The organism is Micromonospora sp. NPDC005252, from assembly GCF_042872475.1.
GTDB lineage: Bacteria > Actinomycetota > Actinomycetes > Mycobacteriales > Micromonosporaceae > Micromonospora.
The window spans coordinates 472850-498161 of the sequence record NZ_JBIAKN010000004.1 but is presented as its reverse complement, the minus strand read 5'-3'; the positions used below and the strand labels follow the sequence as shown (position 1 = coordinate 498161).

The window sequence follows — 25312 nt, the reverse complement described above, 5'->3', positions numbered from 1 at the left end:
ACCTCGGCATCCACGACCGTAACCACCGCAGCGCCCGCCGTCAGCCTTCAGTTGGCCCGCTGGCGTAGCGCCGTGCCAGCAGTGTGCCGGCCGCGATCAGCGCCCAGACCGTCGGCAGCGACGTGACGAGGATCCGCGCCCGCTGCGGCGCATTACCGCCGCGAGGGCCGACGGCGCGCTACGCGGTGGTGCGTCGCCATTGTTGGCTGGCGCCGGTGCCGCACGTCCACTGCACGGCCTGAGCACCGTCCGCCGTGGCGGCGTTCAGCACGTCGAGACACTTCCCGCTGTGGCGGGCCACGAGCCTGACGTAGCCGGTTCCGAGGTCCTCGACGCGCCACTGCTGATTGGTGCCGCCGTTGCAGGTCCACTGGATCACGCGGACGCCGTCGGCGGTGGCGCCCGCGCCGCCGTACACGTCGAGACACTTGCCGCTGCTGACACTTGTCACCGTCGAGTAGCCGCCACCGGCGTCCTGGAACCGCCACCGCTGGTTGGCCTGCCCGTTCGCGCCCCACTGCACGACGTTGGCGCCATCGGCGGTGGACGCGTTGAAGACGTCGAGGAGCTTGCCGCTGTGCCGCGCAGCCACCGTGTAGGTGGTCGGCGTGGGGGCGGTGGTCAGCGGCGCCACCCGGTACAGGCCGCTCCCGTGGGCGGGGATGGATCGGGTGAGCGTGCCGGTGACGGTGCCGAGACCGGCGCCGGACCACAGGTCGGTGACGGTGGCCGAGCCGATGCATGGCGCTTATCGATGTTAACGCTCACACACCCCCTGTCAAGTGCGCGGAGGGTGGGTACACAGAACCCGTGACCTACTTCGTGGACCTGACGCCGTACACGTACCTCAAGCGGCATGACGAGGACGGGCGTGGGCCATCCGACGAGCCGCTGCTCAACGTCGGCTGGCTGGACGCGTCGCATCCGTTCCCGACCGGCGCTCCCCCGGGCGGGTTGATGCCAGCTCTGACGGAACTGGCCAAGGTGCGAGTCCGCCAGACACGGGGACACCACTACTGCGAGATCTGCATCCGGGACCTGGGCGACGACGCCAGAGAAGCCATTCGGGAGGGCATGATCGCCCGCGAGAGCGCCGAATTCGAGGTGCGGGGCGACAACGTCGCGTACGCCGCTCCTCAGCTCCTGCTCCACTACGTGGACGCCCACGGATACCTGCCACCAGCCAAGTTCCGTGCGGCGGCCCTGAGGTCGACGAGCTGACCCAGGGCGACGCCGTCCGGTGCGCGGGAGGCGGTTGACAGGGTAGATCTTGGACAGTTTCCGTTAGCAGCTAACGGAAAGTGTCCAAGATTGCCAGCGGTGGCGGGGCCCGAGGTCGTGTCGCACGGGAGCGTTTGGTCTCTGTCGTCAGCCGGAGGTCAACCTCTCGGTGAAGATCGACACGAGATCAGCGATATCGGGGTGTCCTACAAGCTTGGATACCCCGATATCGCCGACCTGGAGTCGATCACCCCCCGGGACGGTCAGGCCGGGACGCCAGCTGGCGCGGTCGATTCGTCGGGGCGTGCCGCCGACTCGTCTGCGTGGTCGTCGAGCATGGTGGCCTCGTCGAACGGGTCGTCGCCGCGCAGGACGCCGGCCGCCCGATCCCGGTCGAACTCGCCGGTCCAGGTTCCCACCAGGACGGTCGCCACCGCGTTGCCGGCGAAGTTCGTCAGCGCCCGCGCCTCCGACATGAACCGGTCGATGCCGACGATCAGCCCGACGCCGTCCACCAGGTCCGGCCGGTGCGACTGGAGGCCACCGGCAAGCGTGGCCAGCCCGGCGCCGGTGACTCCGGCGGCGCCCTTCGACGCGATGATCATGAACAGCAGCAGCGAGATCTGCTCGCCGATGGCCAGGGGCTTGCCGAGCGCGTCGGCGATGAACAGCGACGCCATCGTCAGGTAGATCGCCGTGCCGTCGAGGTTGAACGAGTACCCGGTCGGCACCGTGATGCCCACGACCGGCTTGCTCACGCCGAAGTGCTCCATCTTGGCGATGAGCCGGGGCAGCGCCGACTCCGACGACGAGGTCGACAGGATCAGCAGGAACTCCCGGCCGAGGTAGCGCAGCAGCGAGAAGATCGAGATCCGGGCCACGAACCACAGCAACGCGCCCAGGACGACCAGCACGAAGATCAGACAGGTGGCGTAGAAGCCGAGCATGATCTGGGCGAGGCTCTTGAGGGCGTCCACGCCGGTCGCGCCGACGACGGCCGCCATCGCGCCGAACGCGCCGATCGGCGCCAGCCACATGATCATGGCGAGGACCTTGAAGACGACCCGCTGGAGGACGGCGATCGCGCCGAGCACGGGCTCACCGCGCCGGCCCATCGCCTGCACCGCGAAGCCGACGAGCAGCGCCACCAGCAGCGTCTGGAGTACCTCCCCCTCGGTGAGCGCGGAGAAGAGCGTGGTCGGGATGATCCCGAGCAGGAATTCCGCCGTACCGCCGGCCTCGTCTCCGGCGGCGGCCTTGCCGGCGCCCGCGAGGTCCTGGCCGAGGTCCAGGCCGGAGCCGGGGTGGATGAGGTTGCCGACGACCAGGCCGATGGCGAGCGCGACGGTCGACATGGTCAGGAAGTAGCCGAGCGCCAGGCCGCCGACCTTGCCGACCTTCGCGGCCTGCCGGACGGAACCGACGCCCAGCACGATCGTGCAGAAGATGACCGGGCTGATCATCATCTTGATCAGGTTGACGAAGCCCGTGCCGATCGGCTTGAGTTCCTTGCCGAAATCGGGGGCGACCAGGCCGACCACGATGCCGGCGAGCACGGCCACGATGACGGCCAGGTACAGGTAACGGGTACGGTCCCGGCGGGCCGACGGCTCCGCCGTGGTGGTGGATGCGGTGGTGTCCATGTCGACAATGTGAAGCGCGTCTCACCCGTTGACATCCTTGCGGTCATTCTGTTCACCGCGGATGCGTCAGCGGCGGCGTGCCGAGGAGGTGGTGGAGGTGGCCCGACGGCAGTGGAGCATCGCGGGGCAGCTGTTCGCCCTCCAGGCGGTGGTGGTGACGCTGCTCGTGCTGGCCGGCGCGGCGGGCGCCGTCTGGCTGGCCCGCGTCGACTCCCGCCAGGCCGCGCAGGAGGAGGTGCTCGCGGTGGCGCAGACCGTGGCCCGCTCCCCCGACGTCCGCGCGGCCCTCACGACCGCCGACCCGGCCAGCATCCTTGCGCCGTACGCCGAATCGACCCGGCTGGCCACGGGCACCGACTTCGTGGTCGTGATGGCCCCCGACCGCACCCGTTTCTCGCACCCGACCCGGGACCGCATCGGCGAGCCGTTCGTCGGCGACATCGGGCCCGCCCTGGCGGGGCACCCGTTCACCACCACCAACGTCGGGACGCTCGGCGAGTCGGTGCGCGCGGTGGTGCCGGTGTACGACGAGCAGCGGCGCATCGTCGGCCTGGTCTCGGTGGGCATCACCACCCGGGCCATCAACCGCAAGCTGCTGCGCCAGCTCCCCGTGCTGCTCGGCGTCGCGGCGCCGGCGCTCGCGCTCGCCGCGACCGGATCGTGGCTGCTCAGCCGCCGGCTGCGTCGCCAGACCCACGGCCTGGGACCGGCGCAGATGACCCGGATGTACGAGTACTACGACGCTGTCCTGCACTCGGTGCGCGAGGGTCTCGTGGTGCTGACCACCGATCGGCGGGTGGCGCTGATCAACGACGAGGGCCGGCGGTTGCTCGATCTCGACGCCGACGAGCCGGTCACCGACCAGCCGGTCGCCGGGATCGACCTGCCGCCCGCCGTGGCCGAGCTGCTCGGCTCCGGGCGCGACGCCCTCGACGAGCCCATGCTGGCCGGTGACCGGGTGCTGGTGGCCAACCAGCGGACCGCCCGCTTCGAGGGGGCACCGCTCGGCACCGTGCTGACCCTGCGCGACCAGACCGAGCTGCGTACCCTCGCCAGCGAGCTGGACTCGGTCCGCGCGCTGACCGAGGCGTTGCAGGCGCAGACCCACGAGTCGGCCAACCGCCTGCACACCGTCCTCACGCTGGTGGAGCTGGGCCGCGCCGACGAGGCGGTCCGGCTCGGCACCCGGGACCTGGCCCACGCGCAGCAGCTGACCGACCGGGTGGTCGACGCGGTCACCGAGCCGGCCCTGGCCGCGCTGCTGCTCGGCAAGTCCGCCCAGGCCGGCGAGCGCGGCGTGGACCTCGTCATCGAGCCGGACTGCCGCCTCGACGACAGCCCGTTGCCGACCAACGACCTGCTCACCGTCGTCGGCAACCTGATCGACAACGCCCTGGAGGCGGTCGCCGGCACGCCCCCGCCGCGTACGGTGCGGGTCTTCGTCGGCGCCGTCGACGACGAACTGGTGGTCCGGGTCGCCGACAGCGGGCCCGGGCTGGCCGAGGACCGGGTGGCGGACGCGTTCCGGCGCGGCTGGTCCACCAAGAGCAGCGGCCGGGGTCTCGGTCTGGCGCTGATCGGGCAGGTGGTCCGCCGCCACGGTGGCCGTCACGAGGTGGCCCGCTCGGACGACGGCGGCAGCCTGTTCACGGTCCGACTACCGGTCGGCGGTGCCCCGCGATGACCGACATCCGGGTGCTGGTCGTCGAGGACGAGCCGCTGCTGGCCGAGGCGCACGCCGCGTACACCGAACGGGTTCGGGGTTTCGTGGTGGTCGGGGTGGCGCACACCGCGCGGGCGGCGATGGCGGCTCTGCGCGCGGGCGGCGGCCGCGACGTGGACCTCGTACTCCTGGATTTTCGGCTGCCCGACCTGCACGGCCTGGACGTCTGCCGGGCGCTGCGCGCGGCCGGCAGCAGCGTCGACGTGCTCGCGGTGACCTCCGCGCGGGACCTGGCGGTGGTGCGCACCGCGGTGTCCCTCGGGGTGACCCACTACCTGCTCAAACCGTTCACGTTCGCGGCGTTCCGCGACAAGCTGGAGCGCTACGCCGACTACCGCGCCCAGGCGCTCGCCGACGGTGAGGTGACCGCCCAGCACGACGTGGACCGGATGTTCGCCACCCTGCGCGGCACCGCCGGGCACAGCCTGCCCAAGGGCCTCGACGCGCAGACCCTCAATCGGGTACGTGCGGCGCTGGCTGACGGATCCGGCCCGGGTGCGGGGTTGTCCGCGACCGAGGTGAGCGCGGCGACCGGCATCTCCCGGGTGACCGCCCGCCGCTACCTGGAGTACCTGGTCACCATCGACCGCGCGGTGCGCACCCCCCGCTACGGCACCCCCGGCCGCCCCGAGGTCGAGTACCGCCCCCGCTGACGCAACGCGACGTCAAGCGGCGCCGGGTGGATGCTTGAGTGATCAACGGCTGCTGTGGCCTGCACATGTGCTGATCGTCAGATCAGGCGATCTGGCGCAAGTCGTCGCCGTAGTCGAAGATGATCCGCATTCGGGCGCCGAGCGCTCGCGCATACCGACTCAGTGTCGCGACCTCATTAGCCTCCAGATCACCGTTCTCGATCTGGCTGATTCGGCCGGGCGTGACACCCATCAGCTCGGCCACCTGCCGCTGGGTCAAGCCCAACCGCTTCCGCTCCTCGGCAAGGTGGAACGCGCTGATCCACGCCTCGGTACGGGCACGTTCGGCGTCGAGCGCTTCATCGTCCCCGTCGTGCAGCTCGGCCCGGATGTCGTTCCAATCATGGAAGTCGCTCATCAGCCCTCCCTCCGCTTCTTCTCGAAGGCAAGCCAGCCCTCGTACGCAATCTCGGCCACCGGAATCGCCTTGTCGTACCATCGATTCCAATCTCCCGCCTTGTTGCCGGCCACCAGCAGGACGGCCTGGGACCAGGGATCGAAGACGAACAGCACCCGAACGGCAACGTCCCTTCCGGATCTCGGTCGAAGCTCTTTCAGGTTGCTGATGGTCGAGCCCTTGAGGGTGTCGACCAGTGGCCGCCCCAGGGCCGGACCGGTATCCGCGAGCATGTCGATCGCTACGTTGACGGACCGGTACGTCGCAGGGTCGGCATCTCGCAGGGATCGCAACCAGTTACGGACATCCGTTGTCGTCTTGATCGCCCAGCGACGTGGCGGCTCATGAGACATGGACCAACTATAGCCTGAGCTATACAGAACCGCTGCGCTCTAATGCGGTGGCGGGGTCAAGATCCGTTGTTAGACTTGCCGGGTTGGGTTAGCGGTACGACCAGGGAGACCAGACATGGCGGGTGACGACGACATCTCCGGGTGAGACCGGACATGTTCGGCCATCGGTTCGGCGCGCGTAGGCGCAGCCGCCGAGGCCATGCCGTCGTTCCACCGGTTCCCGTTGTCGTCGGGCGGCTTAGGCGCGCGCCCACCCCACCCTTCGAGGTCACTCGCATGTCTGATGCGTACATCGTCTGCTCGAACCTGTCCTTCTCCTGGCCGGACGACACCCCGGTCTTCTCGGAGCTGTCCTTCACCGTTCCGGGCGGTCGTACCGGCCTGGTCGCGCCCAACGGCGCCGGCAAGAGCACCCTGCTGCGGCTGATCGCCGGGGAGCTGACGCCCGGCGGCGGCAGCGTCACCGTCGACGGCGTGGTCGGTTACCTTCCGCAGACGCTGCCGCTGGTCGGCGACCTGACCGTGGCCCAGGTGCTCGGCGTCGCCGAGCGGATCGCGGCGCTGCACGCCATCGAGGCCGGCGACGCCAGCGAGGCGCACTTCGTCACCATCGGCGACGACTGGGACATCGAGGAGCGCACCCGCGCCGAGCTGGACCGCCTCGGCCTGGGTGACCTGGCGCTCGACCGCCGGCTGCACACCCTCAGCGGCGGTCAGGTGGTCTCCCTCGGCCTGGCGGCGCAACTGCTGCGACGGCCCGACGTGCTGCTGCTCGACGAGCCGACCAACAACCTGGACCTGGAGGCTCGGCACAAGCTCTACGACGTGCTGTCCGACTGGTCCGGGTGCCTGCTGCTGGTCAGCCACGACCGGGAGCTGCTGGACCGGATGGACCGCATCGCCGAGCTGGAACGAGGCGAGATCAACTGGTACGGGGGCACCTTCACCGCGTACACCGAGGCGGTGCAGGCGGCGCGGGAGGTGGCCGAGAGCAACCTGCGCAACGCCGAGCAGGAGGTCAAGCGGGAGAAGCGGGAGATGCAGCAGGCCCGTGAGCGGGCCGACCGGCGGGCCAGCAACGCCTCCAAGAACCTGAAGAACGCCGGTCTGGCCCGGATCGTCGCTGGTGGGCTCAAGCGCAGCGCGCAGGAGTCGGCGGGCAGGTCGCAGGAGACCCACTCCGCCCGGCTCGGCTCGGCCAAGGCCCGGCTCGACGAGGCCGGCCGGGCGGTCCGCGACGAGGACAAGATCACCGTCGACCTGCCGGACACCACCGTCCCGTCCGGACGGACGGTCTTCTCCGGTACGGGGCTGCGGGCCCGCTTCGACGATCGGGAGCTGTTCGGCGGCGACGGCGCCGACCTGGTGATCCGGGGGCCGGAGCGGATCGCGCTCACCGGGGCGAACGGCGTCGGCAAGTCGACCCTGCTGCGCCTCGTCAACGGCGATCTCGAACCGGCCGGCGGCGAGATCAAACGGGCCGACGGGCGGATCGCGTACCTGTCGCAGCGGTTGGACCTGCTGGACCTCGACCGCACGGTCGCGGAGAACTTCGCCGCGTACGCGCCGAGCCTGCCGGACGCCAAGCGGATGAACCTGCTGGCCCGGTTCCTGTTCCGGGGCGCCCGGGTGAACCTGCCGGTCGGGGTGCTCTCCGGCGGTGAGCGGCTGCGCGCCACCCTCGCGTGTGTGCTCTGCGCCGAACCGGCGCCGCAACTGCTGCTGCTCGACGAGCCGACGAACAATCTGGACCTGGTCAGCGTCGCCCAACTGGAGAGCGCGCTGACCGCGTACCAGGGTGCGTTTGTGGTGGTGAGCCACGACGAACGGTTCCTCGCCGAGATCGGCGTGCAGCGCTGGCTGCGGCTGGCCGACGGCCAGTTGCGGGAGATCGCGGCACCCGACCAGGGCTGACCCGACGTCGCGGCCCGGCCGGACAAACGTCGGCCGGCCCGGTACCGGGCCGCTAGCGGATGTTGCTGGTGTGGCCCAGGGAGTAGCGACCGGGCTGCGGCCAGACGGTGAGGCCGTGCGGGCCCTTGCCGACCGGGATCCGGGCCAGCAGTTTGCCGGTCGCGGTGTTCAGCGCGTACACCTCGTCGGTGAAGCGCCCGGAGAGCCACAGCACCTTGCCGTCGGCGGACAGGCCGCCCATGTCGGGGCTGCCGTTCGGGATCCGCCAGGTCGCGGTGCGCTTCAGGTTCGCCAGGTCGAGCACGGTCACCGTGCCCTCCTCGCGGTTGGTGACGTACGCCTGCCGGGCGTCCCGGCTGAAGTAGATGCCGTGCGCGCCCCTGCCGGTGGGGATGAACGCGGTCTGCCGGGTGGCCAGGCCATCGAAGACATACACCCCGTTGGCGCGCATGTCGGCGACGAGGAAGTGCTGGCCGTCCGGAGTCAGCCGGGTGTCCTGCGGCATCCCGTCGGGCGTCCGGTCGAGGCGAAACTCGCGCACCTTGCGCAGGGAGGCAGTGTCCAGCACCAACATCCGGTTGGCGAACTCGCAACTGAACAGCATCGTCCGGCCGTCGGCGGAGTAGTCCATGTGGTTGATGCCGCCGCACTCGGGAAACCGCACCGACCGCACCCGCTGCCAGCTGGCCAGGTCGTAGAAGTCCAGTCGCTGGTACGCCTCGGCGACCACGATCGCCTGCTTGCCGTCGGGGGTGAAGTAGAGGTTGTAGACGTCCTCGAGGTTGCGGAACTCGCCCGGCTCACCGGTCCGGGCGTCGATCGGGATCAGGCCACCCCGGGGGATCTGACTGGACGCCACGTAGAGCGTCCGCAGGTCGTAGGAGGGAACGACGTGCTGGGGCTCCGGGCCGCCGGGGAACTTCCCCACCACCTGGTACGTCCCGGGGTCGATCAACCAGACATCGTTGCTCTTGGTGTTTGGCACGTACACCATCGGGCGGTCGCCGCGTACCGCATCGGTCAGCTGGTCGGGGCCGGCGGCAGCGTAGACGTTGCCGGCCGCCGGATAGGTCGGCATTCCCGGTGCCAGCGGGCCGAAGGCGGTCGGTGCCGGCCCGGCCGCGCTCGCCCCGGCTGAGGTCGGCCCAGCCGCGGTCGACCCGGCATCGGCTTCGTTGGTGGACCCCCGGTCGGTGCAGGACGCGAGGCCGACCACCAGTGCCAGGGCGGGGACCACGGCCCGCAGGTGACGACACGACACCTTTTGACGATAACGGACATTTCCCCTGATGTTGGTGATTCCCCACGGCCAACCAGGTCAGCTCACGTTGGCCGGGCCGAGGACGCTCTTCAGGTCACCCATCAGCGCGGTGGTCGCCGCCACCCGGAACGGGCCCAGCCGCAGGGTGGTGGTGCGCCCACCGTTGAGCAGCTTGACGTGCACCTCGGTGTCACCGGGGTGCAGCACCAGGGTCTCCTTGAGCCGTTCCACAAGCGGCGGCGTGCAGCGGTGCACCGGGATGGTGAGGGTGACCGGCTTGTTGGTGGCGCTGGTGCTGACGTCCGGCATGGACATGTCCATCGCCATGATCCGTGGGGTGTCGTCGCGGCGGTCCACCCGACCCTTGACCACCACGATGGCGTCCTCGGCGATGTACTGCCCGATCACCTCGTAGGTGTTGGGGAAGAACAGCGTCTCCACCCCACCGGCCAGGTCCTCCAGCGTGGCCGAGGCCCAGGCCCGCCCCTGCTTGGTGACCCGCCGCTGCACCCCGGAGAGGATGCCGGCGAGCGTGACGACAGCCCCGTCCGGCACCGCCCCGTCCTCGGCCAGGGACGCGATGGTGGTGTCGGCCGCCGCGCCCAGGATGTGCTCGAGGCCGAACAGGGGGTGGTCGGAGACGTACAGGCCGAGCATCTCCCGCTCGAAGGCCAGCTTGTCGCGCTTGTCCCACTCGCCGTCGCCGATGACCGGCATCACCGTCGTGCTGCCGGTGTCGGCGTCACCGAAGCCGGCGCCGAAGAGGTCGTACTGGCCGACCGCCTCCTTGCGCTTGACGTCGGCGTACGCGTCGATGGCGTCGGCGTGCACCGCGAGCAGCCCCTTGCGGGGGTGCTCCATCGAGTCGAACGCGCCCGCCTTGATCAGCGATTCGATGGTCTTCTTGTTGCAGACCACCGCGTCCACCTTGGACAGGAAGTCGTAGAAGTCGGTGTAGTCGCCCTTCTCCTGGCGGCACCGCATGATCGAGGCGACCACGTTCGCGCCGACGTTGCGGACCGCGGCGAGGCCGAAGCGGATGTCCTTGCCGACCGGCGTGAACGGCCCGGCCGAGGTGTTCACGTCCGGCGGCAGCACCTGGATCCGCATCCGGCGGCACTCGGACAGGTAGAGCGCCATCTTGTCCTTGTCGTCACCGACGGACGTGAGCAGCCCCGCCATGTACTCGGCCGGGTAGTGCGCCTTGAGGTACGCGGTCCAGTAGGACACCAGGCCGTACGCGGCGGAGTGCGCCTTGTTGAAGGCGTACCCGGCGAACGGCACCAGCACGTCCCACACGGCCTGGATCGCCTCGTCGGAGTAGCCGCGCTCGCGGCAGCCGTCCCGGAACGGGATGAACTCCTTGTCGAGGATCTCCTTCTTCTTCTTACCCATCGCGCGGCGCAGCAGGTCCGCCTGACCGAGGGTGTAGCCGGCGAGGATCTGCGCGGCGCGCTGCACCTGCTCCTGGTAGACGATCAGGCCGTGCGTGGGCGCCAGGATCTCCCGCAGCGGCTCCTCCAGCTCCGGGTGGATCGGCGTGATCTCCTGGAGGCCGTTCTTGCGCAGCGCGTAGTTGGTGTGCGAGTCGACGCCCATCGGGCCGGGCCGGTACAGCGCCAGGACGGCGGAGATGTCCTCGAAGTTGTCCGGCTTCATCAACCGCAGCAGCGACCGCATCGGCCCACCGTCGAGCTGGAACACGCCGAGGGTGTCACCGCGGGCCAGCAGCTCGTACGCGGCCTTGTCGTCCAGCGGCAGGCCCAGCAGATCGAGCTTGAGGCCGTGGTTCAGCTCGATGTTCTTGACCGCGTCGTCGATGATCGTCAGGTTCCGCAGGCCGAGGAAGTCCATCTTCAGCAGCCCGAGCGACTCGCAGGTCGGGTAGTCGAACTGCGTGATGATCGCCCCGTCGGCGTCGCGGCGCGTCAACGGGATGTGCTCGATGATCGGCTCGGCGGACATGATGACGCCGGCCGCGTGCACACCTGTCTGCCGGATCAGCCCCTCGATGCCCTTGGCCGTGTCGATCACCTTGCGAACGTCCGGGTCCGAGTCGTACAGGCCCCGGATCTCGCCGGCCTCGGCGTAGCGGGGGTGCTTCGGGTCGAAGATGCCGGTCAGCGGGATGTCCTTGCCCATCACGGCCGGTGGCATCGCCTTGGTGATCCGGTCGCCGACCGCGTACGGGAAACCCAGCACCCGGGCCGAGTCCTTGATCGCGGCCTTCGCCTTGATCGTGCCGAAGGTCGCGATCTGGGCGACCTTGTCCTCACCCCACTTGTCGGTGACGTACTTGATCACCTCACCGCGCCGACGCTCGTCGAAGTCGATGTCGACATCCGGCATCGAGACCCGCTCGGGGTTGAGGAACCGCTCGAAGATCAGGCCGTGCTGGATCGGATCCAGGTCGGTGATGCCCAGCGCGTACGCCACGAGCGAGCCGGCGGCCGAGCCACGACCCGGGCCCACCGCGATGCCCTGCTTCTTCGCCCACTGGATGAAGTCGGCGACCACGAGGAAGTACGACGGGAAGCCCATCTGGTTGATGACGCCCAGCTCGTACTCGGCCTGGACGACGTGCCCCTCGGGGATGCCGTTCGGGTAGCGGCGGGCCAGCCCGGCGAAGGTCTCCTTGCGGAACCAGGACTCCTCGGTCTCGCCCTCGGGCACCGGGAAGCGCGGCATCAGGTTGTGGAACTCGAACATGCCCTTCGGGTCGACCTTCTCGGCCACCAGCAGGGTGTTGCGGCAGCCCTGCTGCCACAGCTCGGACGAGTCGACCGCGCGCATCTGGTCGGCGCTCTTGACGAAGTAGCCGCCGCCCTCGAAGCGGAACCGGTTCGGGTCGTCGATGTTGCTGCCGGTCTGCACGCACAGCAGCACGTCGTGCGCGGTGGCCTGGGCCTCGTGCGTGTAGTGCGAGTCGTTGGTGACGACCGGCGGGATGTCCAGCTTGCGGGCGATCTCGGTGAGACCCTCGCGGACCCGGCTCTCGATGGAGAGGCCGTGATCCATGATCTCCAGGAAGTAGTTCTCCTTGCCGAAGATGTCCTGGTAGCTCGCGGCGACCTTGAGCGCCTCGTCGAACTGCCCCAGCCGCAGCCGGGTCTGCACCGCGCCGGACGGGCAGCCGGTGGTCGCCATGATGCCCTCGGCGTGCTCGGCGATCAGCTCCATGTCCATCCGGGGCCACTTGACGTAGTGCCCCTCCATGGACGCGCGCGAGTTGAGGGTGAACAGGTTCTTCAGACCCTGGGCGTTCTTCGCCCACATGGTCTTGTGGGTGATCGCGCCGTTACCCGAGATGTCGTCGCTCTTCTGCTCCGGCCGACCCCACTTGACCCGCGCCTTGTGGTAGCGCGACTCCGGCGCCACGTACGCCTCGACGCCCAGGATCGGCGTGATCCCGGCGGCCATCGCCTGGTTGTAGAAGTCGTTCGCGCCGTGCATGTTGCCGTGGTCGGTGATCGCCACCGCCGGCATGCCCAGCCGGTTGGCCTCGGCGAACAGGTCCTTCAGCCGGGCCGCTCCGTCGAGCATCGAGTACTCGGTGTGCACGTGCAGATGCGCGAACGAATCAGCCATGCCTGGCGCCCCCCGGCGGTGTGGATCTCGGTGGTCGGAGCCGACCGGGACCTACCCTACCGAGGTGATCTCGGCGGCTCCACCGTCCGCGCCGAGGGTGGTCCGCGTCTCCCCCACGACTATTCTCGGAACATGGCGAGGTATTACGACGTACACCCGGAAAACCCGCAGCCCCGGATCATCGGCCAGGTTGCCGACCTGATCCGCGGCGGCGGCCTCATCGCCTACCCCACCGACTCGTGCTTCGCCCTCGGCGTGCAACTGGGCAACCGGGACGGGCTGGACCGGATCCGCGAGATCCGCCACCTCGACGACCGGCACCACTTCACCCTGGTCTGCCGGGACTTCGCGCAGCTCGGCCAGTTCGTGCAGATCAACAACGCGGTCTTCCGCCTGGTGAAGGCGTCCACGCCGGGCAGCTACACGTTCATCCTGCCGGCCACCAAGGAGGTGCCGCGCCGGATGCTGCACCCGAAGAAGCGGACCGTCGGCGTGCGGGTGCCCCGGCACACCGTGACCCAGGCGCTGCTCGCCGAGCTGGGCGAGCCGCTGGTGTCGAGCACCCTGGCGCTGCCCGGCGAGGACGAGCCGATGACCCAGGGCTGGGAGATCAAGGAACGGCTCGACCACCAGCTCGACGCGGTGCTCGACGCCGGCGACTGCGGCAAGGAGCCGACGACGGTGATCGACCTGTCCGGGCCCGAGCCGGAGATCCTGCGCCGGGGCGCCGGCGACGTGTCCCGCTTCGAGTAGCGCGCCACCACCTCGTTCACCTGGCCCGACGCCCTCTGGGCGTCGGGCCGCTGTCGTGCGTGCCTTCGGTCGCCCTAACACCTCGCGCAGAGGCGACGTTATTGGCGTAGACAACAGTGTGTGCCACACAATATGGTGTGACACATGGTTAGCGAGGATGTTCTACGGACGCACCTGCAGGAGCTGCGTCGAGGCACCGTCGTGGTGGCCAGCCTGGTCGCGCTCCGCCGACCGGACTACGGCTACGCACTGCTGCAACGGCTCACCGACCACGGCTTTCCGGTCGACGCCAACACGCTCTACCCGCTGCTGCGCCGCCTGGAGGACCAGGGCCTGCTCACCAGCGAGTGGAACACCGAGGAGAGCCGGCCGCGCAAGTTCTACCGGACCAGCGACGAGGGCGAGTCGATGCTGAGCCGGCTCCTGGACGACCTCGCCGCCGTACAGACCTCGATCACCGGGCTGATCCAAGGAGTGGACCGATGAACACCCTGACCGACCGCTACCTGGCCGCCACCCTGCGCTCGGTGCCCGCCCAGCGGCGCGACGAGATCGCGACCGAGCTGCGCGCCTCGATCGAGGACATGATCGAGGACCGGACGGGGGGCGGCGAGGACGCGGCGGCCGCCGAGCGGGAGGTGCTCACCGAGCTGGGCAACCCCGACCGGCTGGCCGCCCGCTACGCCGACCGCCGACTCCAGCTCCTCGGCCCCACCTACTACCTGGTCTGGTTGCGGCTGCTGAAGCTGCTGCTCAGCTTCATCCCGGCGCTCGCCGGCACGGTGGTCACGGTCGTCAACGTGGTCGAGGGCAAGGGCTTCGGCGCCATCGGGCCGGGCCTCGTCGTCGCCCTGCACGTGGCCGTGCACATCAGCTTCTGGCTCACGCTGACCTTCGTCCTCATCGAGCGGTCCCAGCCCACCGTCGACCTGCCCGACTGGACCGTCGACGAGCTGCCCGACGTCCCCGCGCACCGCGACGTCTCCCTCGTCGACACCATCGCGGCGGTGGCCATGCTGGTGCTGACCATCGGCTACCTGCCCTTGCAGCACTACCAGTCGTGGGTGCGTGCCAGCGACGGCGACAACATCCCCGTCCTCGACCCGGCGCTCTGGTCGTTCTGGCTGCCGGCGCTGATGGTCGTCCTGCTCGCCATCGCGGTGTTCGAGATCGTCAAGTACCGGATCGGGCGCTGGAGCTGGCCGCTGTTCGGGGTGAAGGCGCTGCTCAACCTGGCGTTCACGGTGCCGCTGGCCGGGCTGGCGCTCTCCGACGCGCTGCTCAACCCGGCTCTCGGCGAGCGGCTGAGCTGGCTGGCGGACGCGGACAACCGCAGCCTCCTCAACGCCCTCATCGCGCTGGGCGTCGCCGTGGTGCTGGTGTGGGACCTGGTCGACACGGCCCTCAAGAGCCGTCGCCAGACGACCTGAGCGACAGCGGAGACGGCGGCCCGGCGCGGACACCGCGTCGGGCCGCCGCACGTCGGCGCGCGGTCACCGCCGGTCCGTCCGGATAGCGGACGCGGCTGACGACGTGGCATCGTTCCCGGATGACCGAGGCACAGCGCGACGAGTGGCGCCGTCCGGGCCCGACGGCGGAGCAGCGGCGGATCGACCTGTGGATCGGGCTCGCGGTGACCGGGCTGGCGCTGGTCAGCCTCACCCTGGCCCGCAGCACCGGGGCGTTCCTGCTGGGGCCACCGCCGTCCGGGCCGGAGCAGCTGTTCTGGACCGTCGCGGTGACGCTTCCGCTGGTCGGGCGGCGGCGCTGGCCGGCAGCCACCCTGCTGGTCGTCGCGGTGGCGTTCATCGCCGCGCAGGCCCGGTCGGCGCCGGAGACCCAGTTCTCCGCGTGGGCCCTGTTCTGCGCCCTCTACACGATGGGCGCCTGGGGACCGGACCACCAGGTGGCCCGCCGGCTGCGGATCGGCGTGATCGCCACGATGTTCGCCTGGCTGGGCGTCTACTACGCGGTGACGATCGACCACATCCCGCCCGGCGCCTTCGACGACGCGGTCGGCCCGGTGCCGCCGGTGCTCGCCGCGATGGTCAGCGGCGTCCTGGTCAACGTGCTGGTCTTCGGGTTCGCGTACTTCTTCGGCGAGACCGCCTGGGTGGCCGCGCGGCGCGAGCACGAGCTGCGCGAACAGGCCGAGGAGCTGCGCCGGTCCCAGGCCGAGGGCCGGGAGCGGGCGGTGCTCGGCGAACGGGTCCGGATCGCCCGGGAGCTGCACGACGTCGTCGCCCACCACGTGTCGGTGATGGGCGTACAGGCGTCCGCCTGCCGCCGGGTGTTCGACCGCGACCCGGGCAAGGCCCGCACGGCACTCGCTGCCATCGAGCAGAGCGCCCGCACCGCCGTCGACGAGCTGCGCCGGATGCTCGGCGTGCTGCGCGCCTCCGGCGACGGCGACGTCGAGCGGCCCGCGCCCGGCGACGTCGAGCGCATCGCCGAGCTGGTCGAGCGGGCGCGGGCCGCGGGCCTGAGGGCCACCCTCGGGGTGTACGGCGAGCCCGTCGCACTGCCCGAGTCGGTCTCGCAGGCTGCCTACCGGGTGACGCAGGAGGCGGTGACCAACACCCTGAAGCACGCCGGGGCGGATCTGCTGGATGTGCGGGTCCGCTATCTGGCCCGGGAGGTGGAGGTCGACGTGACCGACGACGGACGGACCGGCGGCCGGGCCGATGCCGCCGGGCTCGGCCTGATCGGGATGCGCGAGCGGGTCACCGCGCACGACGGCGAGCTGGAGGCCGGGCCCCGGGCCGGCGGGGGTTGGCGGGTCCGTGCCCGCTTCCCGCTCGCGGACCCGGCGATCGGCCGGCAGCGCGAAACCGGAGACGGACGGTCGTTGACGGCCGGGGCGGGGCGGTCGTCGTGAGCACCGCATCGATCACCCCGATCCGGGTGCTGCTCGCCGACGACCAGCATCTCGTGCGCACCGGCTTTCGGATCATCCTGGAGGTGGAGGACGACATCACGGTGGTCGGTGAGGCCGCCGACGGCGCGCGGGCCGTCACCATGGCCCGCGCCACGCGCCCGGACGTGGTGCTGATGGACGTGGAGATGCCCGGCATGGACGGGCTGGAGGCCACCCGGCGGATCACCGACGACGGGCCCGACGCACCGGCGGTGCTGATCCTCACCACCTTCGACCGCGACGACTATCTCTTCACCGCGCTGCGGGCCGGGGCCAGCGGTTTCCTGCTCAAGAACGGCACACCCGAGGAGCTGATCGAGGCGATCCGGGTGCTGGCCCGCGGCGACGGTCTGCTCGCCCCGGAGATCACCCGCCGGGTGATCTCCACGTTCGCCCGTCCCGGTGATCCGGCGGGCACCGCGCACCGGGGGGCCGAGGCCGCGCTGGGCGAGCTGACCCCACGGGAACGGGAGGTGCTGGTGCTGCTCGCCGCCGGCTCGAGCAACGCCGAGATCGCCGCGACGATGTGCCTCGGCGAGGCGACGGTGAAGACGCACGTGAGTCGGGTGCTGGCGAAACTGGGCCTGCGCGACCGGGTCCAGGCGGTGGTGTTCGCGTACGAGAACGGGGTGGTCCGCCCCGGCGGATGACCGGTGTCCGTCGCTCGGCGGACCCCTCGGCTCAGCCCCCGGAGGGATGGCGGGCCGACGGGTTCGATCTAGCGTGGACGCGTGACGAGAACGCTCCAACTCGACGGCGTCGACCGCAGTTTCGGCGACCGGCAGGTGCTCAAGAACGTGTCCTTCGAGGTGGCCGCCGGCCGGATGACCGGCTTCGTCGGCGCCAACGGCGCCGGCAAGACCACCACCATGCGGATCATCCTGGGTGTGCTCGCCCCCGACGCCGGGGAGGTGAGCTGGGGCGGCGCGAAGCTCACCCGGCAGGACCGCCGCCGCTTCGGCTACATGCCGGAGGAACGGGGCCTGTACCCCAAGATGACCACGCGGGAGCAGGTCGCCTATCTGGGCCGGTTGCACGGCCTGGACGCCCCCGCCGCCCGCCGCGCCACGGACGCTCTGCTGGAGCGGGTCGGGCTGGGTGAGCGCGGCGACGACCTGCTGGAGACGCTGTCGCTGGGCAACCAGCAGCGGGCCCAGATCGCCGCCGCGCTGGTGCACGACCCCGAGGTGCTGGTGCTCGACGAGCCGTTCTCCGGTCTCGACCCCCTCGCCGTCGACACGGTCGTCGCCGTGTTGCGCGAACGCGCCGCCGCCGGAGTGCCGGTGCTGTTCTCCAGCCACCAACTCGACGTGGTGGAGCGCCTCTGCGACGACCTGGTGATCATCAATGACGGGGTGATCCGGGCCGCCGGAAGCCGTACGCGGCTGCGCGACTCGTACACCTCGCCCCGCTTTGAGCTGGTGGTGGCGACCGACGCCGGCTGGGTCCGCGACCAGCCCGGGGTCACCCTGGTCGAGCTGGACGGCGCGCGGGCGGTCTTCGACCTGCCGGTCGGCGCCGACGAGCAGCCCATCCTGCACGCGGCCCTCGCCCGCGGCCCGGTCCGCGCCTTCCGCCCGGTCAGCCCCTCGCTCACCGAGATCTTCCGAGAGGTCACCCAGTGAACGTCACCCAGGCCACCCGGCTGGTCGCCGAACGCGAGATCCGGGTCAAGCTCCGCGATCGCACCTTCCTGTTCGGCACGCTGTTCTTCCTGGTGATCGCCGCCGCCGGCACCATCCTGCCGCCGTTGCTCTCCGGCGGCCCGAAGAGCGTGGCCGTCACCCAGGACGCGGCCGGCCCGCTGCGCGCCGCCGGGCTCGACGTCCGGGTGGTAGCCGACGACCGGGCCGCCGAGCAGGCCGTCCGCGACGGGGACGTGGACGCCGCGGTCGTCAGCGGTCCGGCGGTGCTCGCCATGGACGACGCACCTCACGAGGTGGTCCGGGCGCTGAGCATCGCGCCGCCGGTGCGCCTCCTCGACCCCGACGCGGTCGACCCGGTGGTGGCGTTCCTGGTGCCGTTCGTGTTCGCGTTCGTCTTCTTCATCACCTCGCAGACCTTCGGCCTGCAGATCGCGCAGAGCGTCACCGAGGAGAAGCAGACCCGGATCGTGGAGATCCTGGTGGCGGCCGTGCCGGTACGGGCGCTGCTGGCCGGCAAGGTGATCGCCGGGGGCATCCTGGCGCTCGGGCAGATCGCGCTGATCGGTCTCGTAACCGTCCTCGGCATGCGGATCGGTGACAGCGGGGACCTGCTCACCCTGCTCGCTCCGGCGATCGGCTGGTTCGTGCCGTTTTTCCTGCTCGGCTTCGTGCTGCTGGCCGCGATGTGGGCGGCGGCCGGCGCCCTGGTCAACCGCCAGGAGGACATCGCCGGTGTGTCGACACCGGTGCAGCTCGCCGTCATGCTGCCGTTCTTCGCGGTGATCTTCCTGAACGACAACGCGACCGCGATGCGGGTGCTGTCGTACCTGCCGTTCTCGTCGCCCACGGCGATGCCGCTGCGGCTGTTCACCGGCGACGCGGCCGGCTGGGAGCCGATCGTGTCGCTGGCCGTCCTGCTGGTCGCCGCCGGCGCCTTCGTGGTCGCCGGGGCCCGCGTCTACGAGGGTTCGCTGCTCCGCACCAACGGCCGGACCTCGCTGCGCGCTGCTTGGCGGGAGCGCGAGAGCATCGGCTGACCGGCGACGGCCCCCGCGGGCGTCGGTGTCCTGAGCGGACACCGGCGCCCGTCGCGTACACCGGCCACCGACCAGGTGTTTCTCGTCGATCCGGTGCCGCAGTGCTGACCGACCACACGGCCGGCGCGGCTCACACGGCAGTCGCCCGTGGTCAGCGGGTGGGCACCGAGGCCCAGCCGGCCGGCAACCGGGGCGCCGACCAGGCCGGATCGGGTTGCCACCGCGCCCACGCCGGATCCCACCACCGCTGACCCGCGTCGAGCAGGGCGGCGATCCGGTCGCCCTCGCCGCGGATCGCGTCCGCCATGCCCGGGTAGCGCCCCTCGACGAGGCGCTGCGCGAACATCTCGACGTCCTTCCAGACGTACCGGTCGTCGTCCGCGCCCCACCACAGGTCCAGCTCGTGGTCGAGAGTGTCCACCCCGATCGGGGTACGCCGCAGCGGATCCTGCAGGTTGAAGTACCAGCCCGCGAAGTCGCGCTGCGGGCCCGTCCAGAACACGTCCACCGAGTGCGCCTCGCCCGGCCGGTGCAGCATCAGCTTGCCGTGCCCCGACCAGGAGCGGTGGCCGGCCGTCTCCCACGGGTGCCGGCCACAGGGGAAGACGCCGTCGGTCGGGAAGCCGAACTCCGCCCCCGGCGGGAGGTAGAGGGCGAGCAGGTCGGGCGAGTCCTCGACGCAGATCGTCGGGCAGCCGAACCAGACCTCGCCCCGCAGGATCTCCCGCCGGACGACCACCTCACCCGGCGCGAATCGGCGTTCCACCATCTCCCCCGGAACCTCCTCGTTCGCTCCCCGAGGAAGGAAGCCTACGGCCGCCGCTCCCCTAGACGAATAAGTCCTAACTCAAGACGGGGCTGGGGTTGCGGCGAAGGGCGCTGGTCATCCGCTTTGGCTGCCCGCCGTGTCGGACTGCTGTTGAGCGGTATACCTCAGAGGTATGAATATGACTCTGAGGTATACCGCTTACGACCGCATCCGCCCCGACGGAGGTGACCGAGGGTCACCGCTGGCCGCGCCCACCGCCCCAGCCAAGATTAGGCCTTGGCGTGGGTCACGAACGCGGCCCAGGCCGCCGGGGAGAAGGTGAGCGCCGGCCCTTCGACGTCCTTGCTGTCCCGGATGGCCACGACATCGGGAAGGTTGTCCGCGACCTCCACGCAGTTGCCCTCATTGCCACTACGTGTGCTCGTGCGCCAGCGGGCACCGGTCAGATCACTCATCGTAGGTCTCCTTGATCACTGTGCTCACCAGATCCTCCGAGGCGCGCTCGGGCAGGGCAAGATCCCAAAGCGCCTGCCAGACCTCAGAGTACGTCTGGACCTCCGCCGGACGATCGAGGTAGAGGCCACCGGTCAGCGACTCGCTGTAGACCGTGCTGGGCTCCGCCGGCCGGGTGCCGACTGCCGGAAAATCGAGCAAGACGAAGGCTCCGGCAACGGATGCCCGGTGCGGTCCGATCCCCAGCGGCAGCACCCGGACGGCGATGTTCGGCGCTTGAGCGGCGTTGACCAGGTGAGCGAGTTGCATCCGCCAGCCCTCGATGTCATCGATGGGTCGGCGGACCACGGCTTCGTCGATCACGACATCAAGACGCGGGGCCGCAGGACTGCGCCTGGTCAACAGCTTCTGTCGCTGCATCCGTAGGGCGACCTTCTGCGCCACCTCCTGCGGGGTACGCCCGGGTTTGGTCTCGAACACCGCGGCCATGTACTCCGGGGTCTGGAGGAGTCCGGGAATGAGGGTCGGCTCGTACTGGCGGATGGAAGAGGAGGCGGCCTCCAGTCCCACGTACAACTCGAACCAGCCCGGGATCACCTCGTCATAGGCGTGCCACCACCCCCGGGACTTGCTCTCCCGGGCAAGACTGACCAACACCTCGGTCAGTTCGGCAGACGTGCCGTAGAGCTGACACATCAACACCACGTCATGAGTACGCAGCGCAGTCTGGCCACTCTCCAACCGGTACATCTTGGCGCGGGACCATTCGAGGTCATTGGCGGCAGCCTCAAGGTTGATTCCGGCTTCCTCACGTGCCTGGCGCAGAAGCCGCCCGAGTTGCCGCCGTGGGACTGACGAACCGACCTCACTCATTCGGCCTCCGGTCTCACCTCTCGTGGCCTGTCTGTCTCATCTGGAACAGCATGGCCGGCCAAACGAGACGCCGTCAATCTCGAAGCGCGGTTTTCGGTGTGAGACGTTGCAGATCGTTGGCCGGCAACGGAATCCTGCCTGCTAGATGCCCTACTCGCATTGACTTCGGGAGGCAGGCCGTGTGCCGTTGGAAGTGGTTTCACCGACCGGATGAGCCAGTCGACGTGGTGGAGCGGACCCGGTTCCCGGGCCGGGCTGGCGCCTACCGGCGCACCACGCCGCTCGCGTCGAGCGAGGAGAAGAGCGCGGCGTCGCCCCAGCGAGGTGATCGCCATGATGGGTGAGGAGCCCCGACCCGAGCCGCCGTTCCTCGTGACGATGGCGAGCTACGTGATCGACTTTCATCATCGCAACGTCTGCACCAGGTGCGGCCCGGATGGTTCGTGTCCCCGGCTGGTCGAGGCAAGTGATCATCTCAAGGCGTGGCGCGACCGGAAATCCGGCGGCCGTGCGGGCGGGTGACCTCTTTCAGGTCACCCGCGCGGCGAGTATCCAGTTCAGCCGGCCGATCCTGTTCCGCGTCATCCGCGTTCTCGACTGGCCAACCTATGACGGGTGGGTCTGGCTCGACGGCTACGAGGTGGGGCCGAGACTGGACGCGATCGCCCGACGGTCGATCGTCGTGCGGCCTGCCGGGCTGCTGCCGGTGGCACCCGTCATCCCGAGCCGATCAAGGGGGCGCTGACACACGTCAGGTCGCCGATATGGGGGCAACCGCTCGCGCGGACACCCCCACATCGGCGACCTGGTGTGGATCACGCCGGGCAGGCCGGGCAGGCCGGACGGGCCGGACGGGCCGGACCTCAGGCGTCGACGGCCGCCATCACGTCGTCGCTGACGTCGAAGTTCGCGTAGACGTTCTGCACGTCGTCGCAGTCCTCCAGGACGTCGATCAGCTTGAAGACCTTGCGGGCGCCCTCTTCGTCGAGCGGGACGTTCATGCTGGGGATCAGGGAGGACTCGGCCGACTCGTACTCGATGCCGGCGTCCTGCAGCGCGGTGCGCACCGGGATCAGGTCGGTCGGCTCGGAGACCACCTCGAACGCCTCACCGAGGTCGTTGACCTCCTCGGCGCCGGCGTCGAGGACGGCCATCATCACGTCGTCCTCGCTGGTGCCCTCCTTGGGCACGATCACCACGCCCTTGCGGGAGAACATGTACGACACCGAGCCGGCGTCGGCGAGCGAGCCGCCGTTGCGGGTGAGCGCGGTGCGCACCTCGGTCGCCGCCCGGTTGCGGTTGTCGGTGAGGCACTCGATCAGCATCGCCACGCCGTTCGGGCCGTACCCCTCGTACATGATGGTCTGCCAGTCGGCGCCGCCGGCCTCCAGGCCGGAGCCGCGCTTGACGGCGCGGTCGATGTTGTCGTTCGGCACCGAGCTCTTCTTCGCCTTCTGGATCGCGTCGAAGAGCGTCGGGTTACCGGACGGGTCGCCGCCACCGGTCCGCGCGGCCACCTCGACGTTCTTGATCAGCTTGGCGAACATCTTGCCGCGCTTGGCGTCGATGACGGCCTTCTTGTGCTTGGTCGTCGCCCACTTTGAGTGGCCGGACATCTTCTACCTCCGTCTGTCATTGCACGCCTGCGTCGACTGCCGCACCGATTCCGCGCCGCATCGGCGATCCGGCGGCCGGTCGGCCCCGCGGGAAGTGCCGCGCCGGGCGACGGCCCTGCCGAACCGCGACAATCTTACCGAGGTCACACCCCGCCATGTCACACCCGGGACCGGCCCGGGGCGGCGGCACGGCGCCGGGGCCTGCCCAGACCAACGATCCGGGGGCGGGATTCATGCCCGCCACCGCGCTTCCGCCGCTCAGGCGGCGCGCACCAGCTCCACGAAGTACGCGTGTACGCGCAGGTCACCCGTCAGCTCAGGGTGGAACGAGGTGGCCAGCAGGTTGCCCTGCCGCACCGCCACGATCCGCTCGGCGGCCGGGCCGCCGGTCACCTTCCCGATCACCTGGACGGCCGCGCCGACGCGCTCGACCCACGGCGCGCGGATGAACACCGCGTGGAACGGCTCCCCCGGCACGCCGGCGACCTCCACCGGCGCCTCGAACGAGTCGACCTGCCGGCCGAACGCGTTACGCCGTACGGTCATGTCGATCCCGGCGAAGCCGCGCTGGTCGGCCCGACCGTCCAGCACCTCGGTGGCCAGCATGATCATGCCGGCGCAGGAGCCGTAGACCGGCATGCCGTCGGCGATCCGCTTGTCGATCGGCTCACGCATCTCGAAGATGTCGGCGAGCTTGCTGATGGTGGTGGACTCGCCCCCCGGGATCACCAGCCCGTCGACCGCGTCCAGCTCGCTCGGGCGGCGGACCGGGCGGGCATCCGCGCCCGCCGCGGCCAGCGCCGCCACGTGCTCCCGGACGTCGCCCTGGAGCGCGAGCACACCGATGGTGGGTCGGTTCATCCTCACCAACCGCGCTCGGCCAGGCGGTGCGGCTGCGGGATCTCGTCGACGTTGATGCCGACCATCGCCTCACCCAGACCCCGGGAGACCTTCGCCAGCACATCCGGGTCGTCGTGGAAGGTGGTGGCCTTGACGATCGCGGCGGCCCGCTGAGCCGGGTTGCCGGCCTTGAAGATGCCGGAGCCGACGAAGACGCCCTCCGCGCCGAGCTGCATCATCATCGCCGCGTCGGCCGGTGTGGCGATCCCGCCGGCGGTGAACAGCACCACCGGCAGCTTGCCGCTCTCGGCGACCTCCTTGACCAGCTCATACGGGGCCTGCAGCTCCTTGGCCGCGACGTACAGCTCGTCGGCCGGCAGCGAGGACAGCCGGCGGATCTCCTGGCGGATCTTGCGCATGTGGGTGGTGGCGTTGGAGACGTCACCGGTGCCGGCCTCGCCCTTGGAGCGGATCATGGCCGCGCCCTCGGTGATCCGGCGCAGCGCCTCGCCCAGGTTGGTCGCGCCACAGACGAAGGGCACGGTGAACGCCCACTTGTCGATGTGGTTCGCGTAGTCGGCCGGGGTCAGCACCTCGGACTCGTCGACGTAGTCGACGCCGAGCGACTGGAGGATCTGCGCCTCCACGAAGTGACCGATGCGGGCCTTGGCCATCACCGGGATGGACACCGCCTCGATGATCCCGTCGATCATGTCGGGGTCGCTCATCCGGGACACCCCGCCCTGCGCGCGGATGTCGGCGGGCACCCGCTCCAGGGCCATCACCGCGACCGCGCCGGCGTCCTCGGCGATCTTGGCCTGCTCGGCGTTGACGACGTCCATGATCACGCCGCCCTTGAGCATCTCGGCCATGCCCCGCTTCACGCGGGCCGTGCCGACGACGGGGGCGGTGCCGGTGGTCGAGGCGGTGGTTTCGGGCACGGGTCATCGCTCCTTGGACGTGCGGTGGGGGTGGCAGCGGAAATGCTACGCACTGGTCAACGCCGCGCCGACAGCCAATCAGACCCCCGGTGGCCTGCACTGTGGCCCTGCTCACCGCCGCGCCGGCCCGCCCCGGTCAGCCTCCGCCCGCCCCGATCAGCCGGCCGGAACGTCGGCCGGCACGACGAGCGTCGGGTCGTCGATGTCGAAGTAGCGCGGCCACTCCCGGCCCCGCCCCATCCGAAACAACCGCACCAGCGGACGACTGCGCGCCGACCGGGCGTCGCGAACCAGGTCGGTGTGCACCTGCCGGGACAACGCGAGACGGCGGCTCGCCGCGATGACCGCCGTGCAGTCCGGATCGGCCGGGTCCAGCCGCACCGAGCGCAACTGCCGGGTCAGGTCGTTCTCAGCCGCCTCCCGCTCCTGCGGCGGAGCGTCCAGCGCGATCCGGGCCGCCGCGTACAACTCGACGCCGAAACGCCGCTCCGCCAGCACCGCCGCGGCCGCTGCCCGGCGCAGCAGGTGGGCGTCGAGGGCCCGCGCCGCCAGCTCCGCGCGGCCCTGCAGCCGCTCGACCCGGCCGGCGGTCCAGATGAGGTACGCCGCAAGCACCCCCACGAGCACACTCGCGGCCACCACCCACCACATGTGCGGCATCGTAGTGCTGCTCCG

Annotated in this window: 25 protein-coding genes; 12 read left to right on the top strand and 13 right to left on the bottom strand. The window is 70.3% G+C overall.

From position 1 onward, the window contains the following. Window positions 1-178: 178 nt before the first annotated feature. The gene (locus tag ACFYPH_RS15320) at window positions 179-634 is read right to left on the bottom strand and encodes an RICIN domain-containing protein (RefSeq protein WP_387182138.1); all 456 of its coding nucleotides are present in this window, start codon (window positions 632-634) and stop codon (window positions 179-181) included. Window positions 635-810: 176 nt separating this feature from the next. Here ACFYPH_RS15320 and ACFYPH_RS15315 point away from each other — a divergent pair, with 176 nt between their 5' ends. Next, window positions 811-1221 carry a hypothetical protein gene (locus ACFYPH_RS15315; protein ID WP_354855993.1) on the top strand — a complete coding sequence of 137 codons (411 nt, stop codon included), beginning with the start codon at window positions 811-813 and terminating at the stop codon, window positions 1219-1221. Window positions 1222-1484: 263 nt separating this feature from the next. Here ACFYPH_RS15315 and ACFYPH_RS15310 read toward each other — a convergent pair whose 3' ends face one another. After that, window positions 1485-2864, bottom strand: a complete 1380-nt coding sequence (locus ACFYPH_RS15310) for a cation:dicarboxylate symporter family transporter (protein ID WP_387182135.1) — start codon at window positions 2862-2864, stop codon at window positions 1485-1487. 61 nt (window positions 2865-2925) lie between these two features. On the opposite strand from ACFYPH_RS15310, the gene ACFYPH_RS15305 reads away from it, so the two are divergent. Continuing rightward, the gene (locus ACFYPH_RS15305) at window positions 2926-4548 is read left to right on the top strand and encodes a sensor histidine kinase (RefSeq protein WP_363935618.1); all 1623 of its coding nucleotides are present in this window, start codon (window positions 2926-2928) and stop codon (window positions 4546-4548) included. Next, window positions 4545-5240 (top strand): response regulator, encoded by a 696-nt coding sequence (locus ACFYPH_RS15300; protein ID WP_387182132.1) that lies wholly within the window; start codon window positions 4545-4547, stop codon window positions 5238-5240. Before ACFYPH_RS15305 ends, ACFYPH_RS15300 begins: the two co-directional genes overlap by 4 nt. A gap of 82 nt (window positions 5241-5322) precedes the next feature. Here ACFYPH_RS15300 and ACFYPH_RS15295 read toward each other — a convergent pair whose 3' ends face one another. Both ACFYPH_RS15295 and ACFYPH_RS15290 read right to left on the bottom strand, forming a co-directional pair. Beyond that, on the bottom strand, window positions 5323-5637 hold the full coding sequence (locus ACFYPH_RS15295) for a helix-turn-helix transcriptional regulator (protein ID WP_354855989.1): 315 nt from the start codon (window positions 5635-5637) through the stop codon (window positions 5323-5325). Further along, window positions 5637-6029, bottom strand: coding sequence for a type II toxin-antitoxin system RelE/ParE family toxin (locus ACFYPH_RS15290; RefSeq protein ID WP_354855988.1), 393 nt, complete (start codon window positions 6027-6029; stop codon window positions 5637-5639). Before ACFYPH_RS15290 ends, ACFYPH_RS15295 begins: the two co-directional genes overlap by 1 nt. Before the next feature lie 276 nt (window positions 6030-6305). Here ACFYPH_RS15290 and abc-f point away from each other — a divergent pair, with 276 nt between their 5' ends. Then, entirely contained in the window at window positions 6306-7943 is a 1638-nt protein-coding gene (gene abc-f / locus ACFYPH_RS15285; protein WP_387182128.1) for a ribosomal protection-like ABC-F family protein, read from the top strand. 52 nt (window positions 7944-7995) lie between these two features. Here abc-f and ACFYPH_RS15280 read toward each other — a convergent pair whose 3' ends face one another. Then, window positions 7996-9204 (bottom strand): beta-propeller fold lactonase family protein, encoded by a 1209-nt coding sequence (locus tag ACFYPH_RS15280; RefSeq protein WP_387182125.1) that lies wholly within the window; start codon window positions 9202-9204, stop codon window positions 7996-7998. 57 nt (window positions 9205-9261) lie between these two features. After that, a complete protein-coding gene (dnaE, locus tag ACFYPH_RS15275) occupies window positions 9262-12792 on the bottom strand; it encodes a DNA polymerase III subunit alpha (RefSeq protein ID WP_355065703.1) in 3531 nt (1176 codons plus the stop codon). 132 nt (window positions 12793-12924) lie between these two features. On the opposite strand from dnaE, the gene ACFYPH_RS15270 reads away from it, so the two are divergent. The 7 genes from ACFYPH_RS15270 to ACFYPH_RS15240 all read left to right on the top strand — a co-directional run bounded on the left by ACFYPH_RS15270 (window position 12925) and on the right by ACFYPH_RS15240 (window position 19145). Continuing rightward, complete coding sequence (locus tag ACFYPH_RS15270) at window positions 12925-13545, top strand: L-threonylcarbamoyladenylate synthase (protein ID WP_234583555.1); 621 nt, start codon at window positions 12925-12927, stop codon at window positions 13543-13545. Between the two features lie 144 nt (window positions 13546-13689). After that, window positions 13690-14031, top strand: coding sequence for a PadR family transcriptional regulator (locus ACFYPH_RS15265; protein WP_110564981.1), 342 nt, complete (start codon window positions 13690-13692; stop codon window positions 14029-14031). Next, a complete protein-coding gene (locus tag ACFYPH_RS15260) occupies window positions 14028-14975 on the top strand; it encodes a permease prefix domain 1-containing protein (RefSeq protein WP_387182120.1) in 948 nt (315 codons plus the stop codon). The genes ACFYPH_RS15265 and ACFYPH_RS15260 overlap by 4 nt, the downstream gene beginning before the upstream one ends. A 119-nt stretch (window positions 14976-15094) precedes the next feature. Next, the gene (locus ACFYPH_RS15255) at window positions 15095-16423 is read left to right on the top strand and encodes a sensor histidine kinase (protein ID WP_355136304.1); all 1329 of its coding nucleotides are present in this window, start codon (window positions 15095-15097) and stop codon (window positions 16421-16423) included. Next, window positions 16420-17112, top strand: coding sequence for a response regulator (locus ACFYPH_RS15250; protein ID WP_387182117.1), 693 nt, complete (start codon window positions 16420-16422; stop codon window positions 17110-17112). Before ACFYPH_RS15255 ends, ACFYPH_RS15250 begins: the two co-directional genes overlap by 4 nt. Before the next feature lie 81 nt (window positions 17113-17193). Further along, on the top strand, window positions 17194-18087 hold the full coding sequence (locus ACFYPH_RS15245; RefSeq protein ID WP_355136300.1) for an ATP-binding cassette domain-containing protein: 894 nt from the start codon (window positions 17194-17196) through the stop codon (window positions 18085-18087). Further along, on the top strand, window positions 18084-19145 hold the full coding sequence (locus ACFYPH_RS15240; RefSeq protein ID WP_363937048.1) for an ABC transporter permease: 1062 nt from the start codon (window positions 18084-18086) through the stop codon (window positions 19143-19145). The genes ACFYPH_RS15245 and ACFYPH_RS15240 overlap by 4 nt, the downstream gene beginning before the upstream one ends. 151 nt (window positions 19146-19296) lie before the next feature. Here ACFYPH_RS15240 and ACFYPH_RS15235 read toward each other — a convergent pair whose 3' ends face one another. From ACFYPH_RS15235 to ACFYPH_RS15225, 3 genes are all read right to left on the bottom strand, one after another. Beyond that, window positions 19297-19914 (bottom strand): DUF402 domain-containing protein, encoded by a 618-nt coding sequence (locus ACFYPH_RS15235; RefSeq protein ID WP_354861815.1) that lies wholly within the window; start codon window positions 19912-19914, stop codon window positions 19297-19299. A gap of 269 nt (window positions 19915-20183) precedes the next feature. Next, the gene (locus ACFYPH_RS15230; protein WP_354861814.1) at window positions 20184-20369 is read right to left on the bottom strand and encodes a DUF397 domain-containing protein; all 186 of its coding nucleotides are present in this window, start codon (window positions 20367-20369) and stop codon (window positions 20184-20186) included. Further along, window positions 20362-21240, bottom strand: coding sequence for a helix-turn-helix transcriptional regulator (locus ACFYPH_RS15225; RefSeq protein WP_354861812.1), 879 nt, complete (start codon window positions 21238-21240; stop codon window positions 20362-20364). The genes ACFYPH_RS15230 and ACFYPH_RS15225 overlap by 8 nt, the downstream gene beginning before the upstream one ends. 508 nt (window positions 21241-21748) lie before the next feature. Between ACFYPH_RS15225 and ACFYPH_RS15220 the strand changes: the two genes are divergently transcribed. After that, window positions 21749-21985 (top strand): hypothetical protein, encoded by a 237-nt coding sequence (locus ACFYPH_RS15220; RefSeq protein ID WP_387182355.1) that lies wholly within the window; start codon window positions 21749-21751, stop codon window positions 21983-21985. Between the two features lie 118 nt (window positions 21986-22103). Here the strand turns inward: ACFYPH_RS15220 and ACFYPH_RS15215 are convergent, their stop codons facing one another. From ACFYPH_RS15215 to ACFYPH_RS15200, 4 genes are all read right to left on the bottom strand, one after another. Continuing rightward, window positions 22104-22856 carry a YebC/PmpR family DNA-binding transcriptional regulator gene (locus ACFYPH_RS15215; protein WP_354861806.1) on the bottom strand — a complete coding sequence of 251 codons (753 nt, stop codon included), beginning with the start codon at window positions 22854-22856 and terminating at the stop codon, window positions 22104-22106. A 258-nt stretch (window positions 22857-23114) separates the two neighbouring features. Further along, window positions 23115-23717 carry a pyridoxal 5'-phosphate synthase glutaminase subunit PdxT gene (pdxT, locus tag ACFYPH_RS15210; protein ID WP_354861804.1) on the bottom strand — a complete coding sequence of 201 codons (603 nt, stop codon included), beginning with the start codon at window positions 23715-23717 and terminating at the stop codon, window positions 23115-23117. Between the two features lie 2 nt (window positions 23718-23719). Further along, the gene (gene pdxS / locus ACFYPH_RS15205; protein WP_354861802.1) at window positions 23720-24637 is read right to left on the bottom strand and encodes a pyridoxal 5'-phosphate synthase lyase subunit PdxS; all 918 of its coding nucleotides are present in this window, start codon (window positions 24635-24637) and stop codon (window positions 23720-23722) included. 156 nt (window positions 24638-24793) lie between these two features. Further along, the gene (locus ACFYPH_RS15200; protein ID WP_355065683.1) at window positions 24794-25297 is read right to left on the bottom strand and encodes a hypothetical protein; all 504 of its coding nucleotides are present in this window, start codon (window positions 25295-25297) and stop codon (window positions 24794-24796) included. Window positions 25298-25312: the final 15 nt, after the last annotated feature.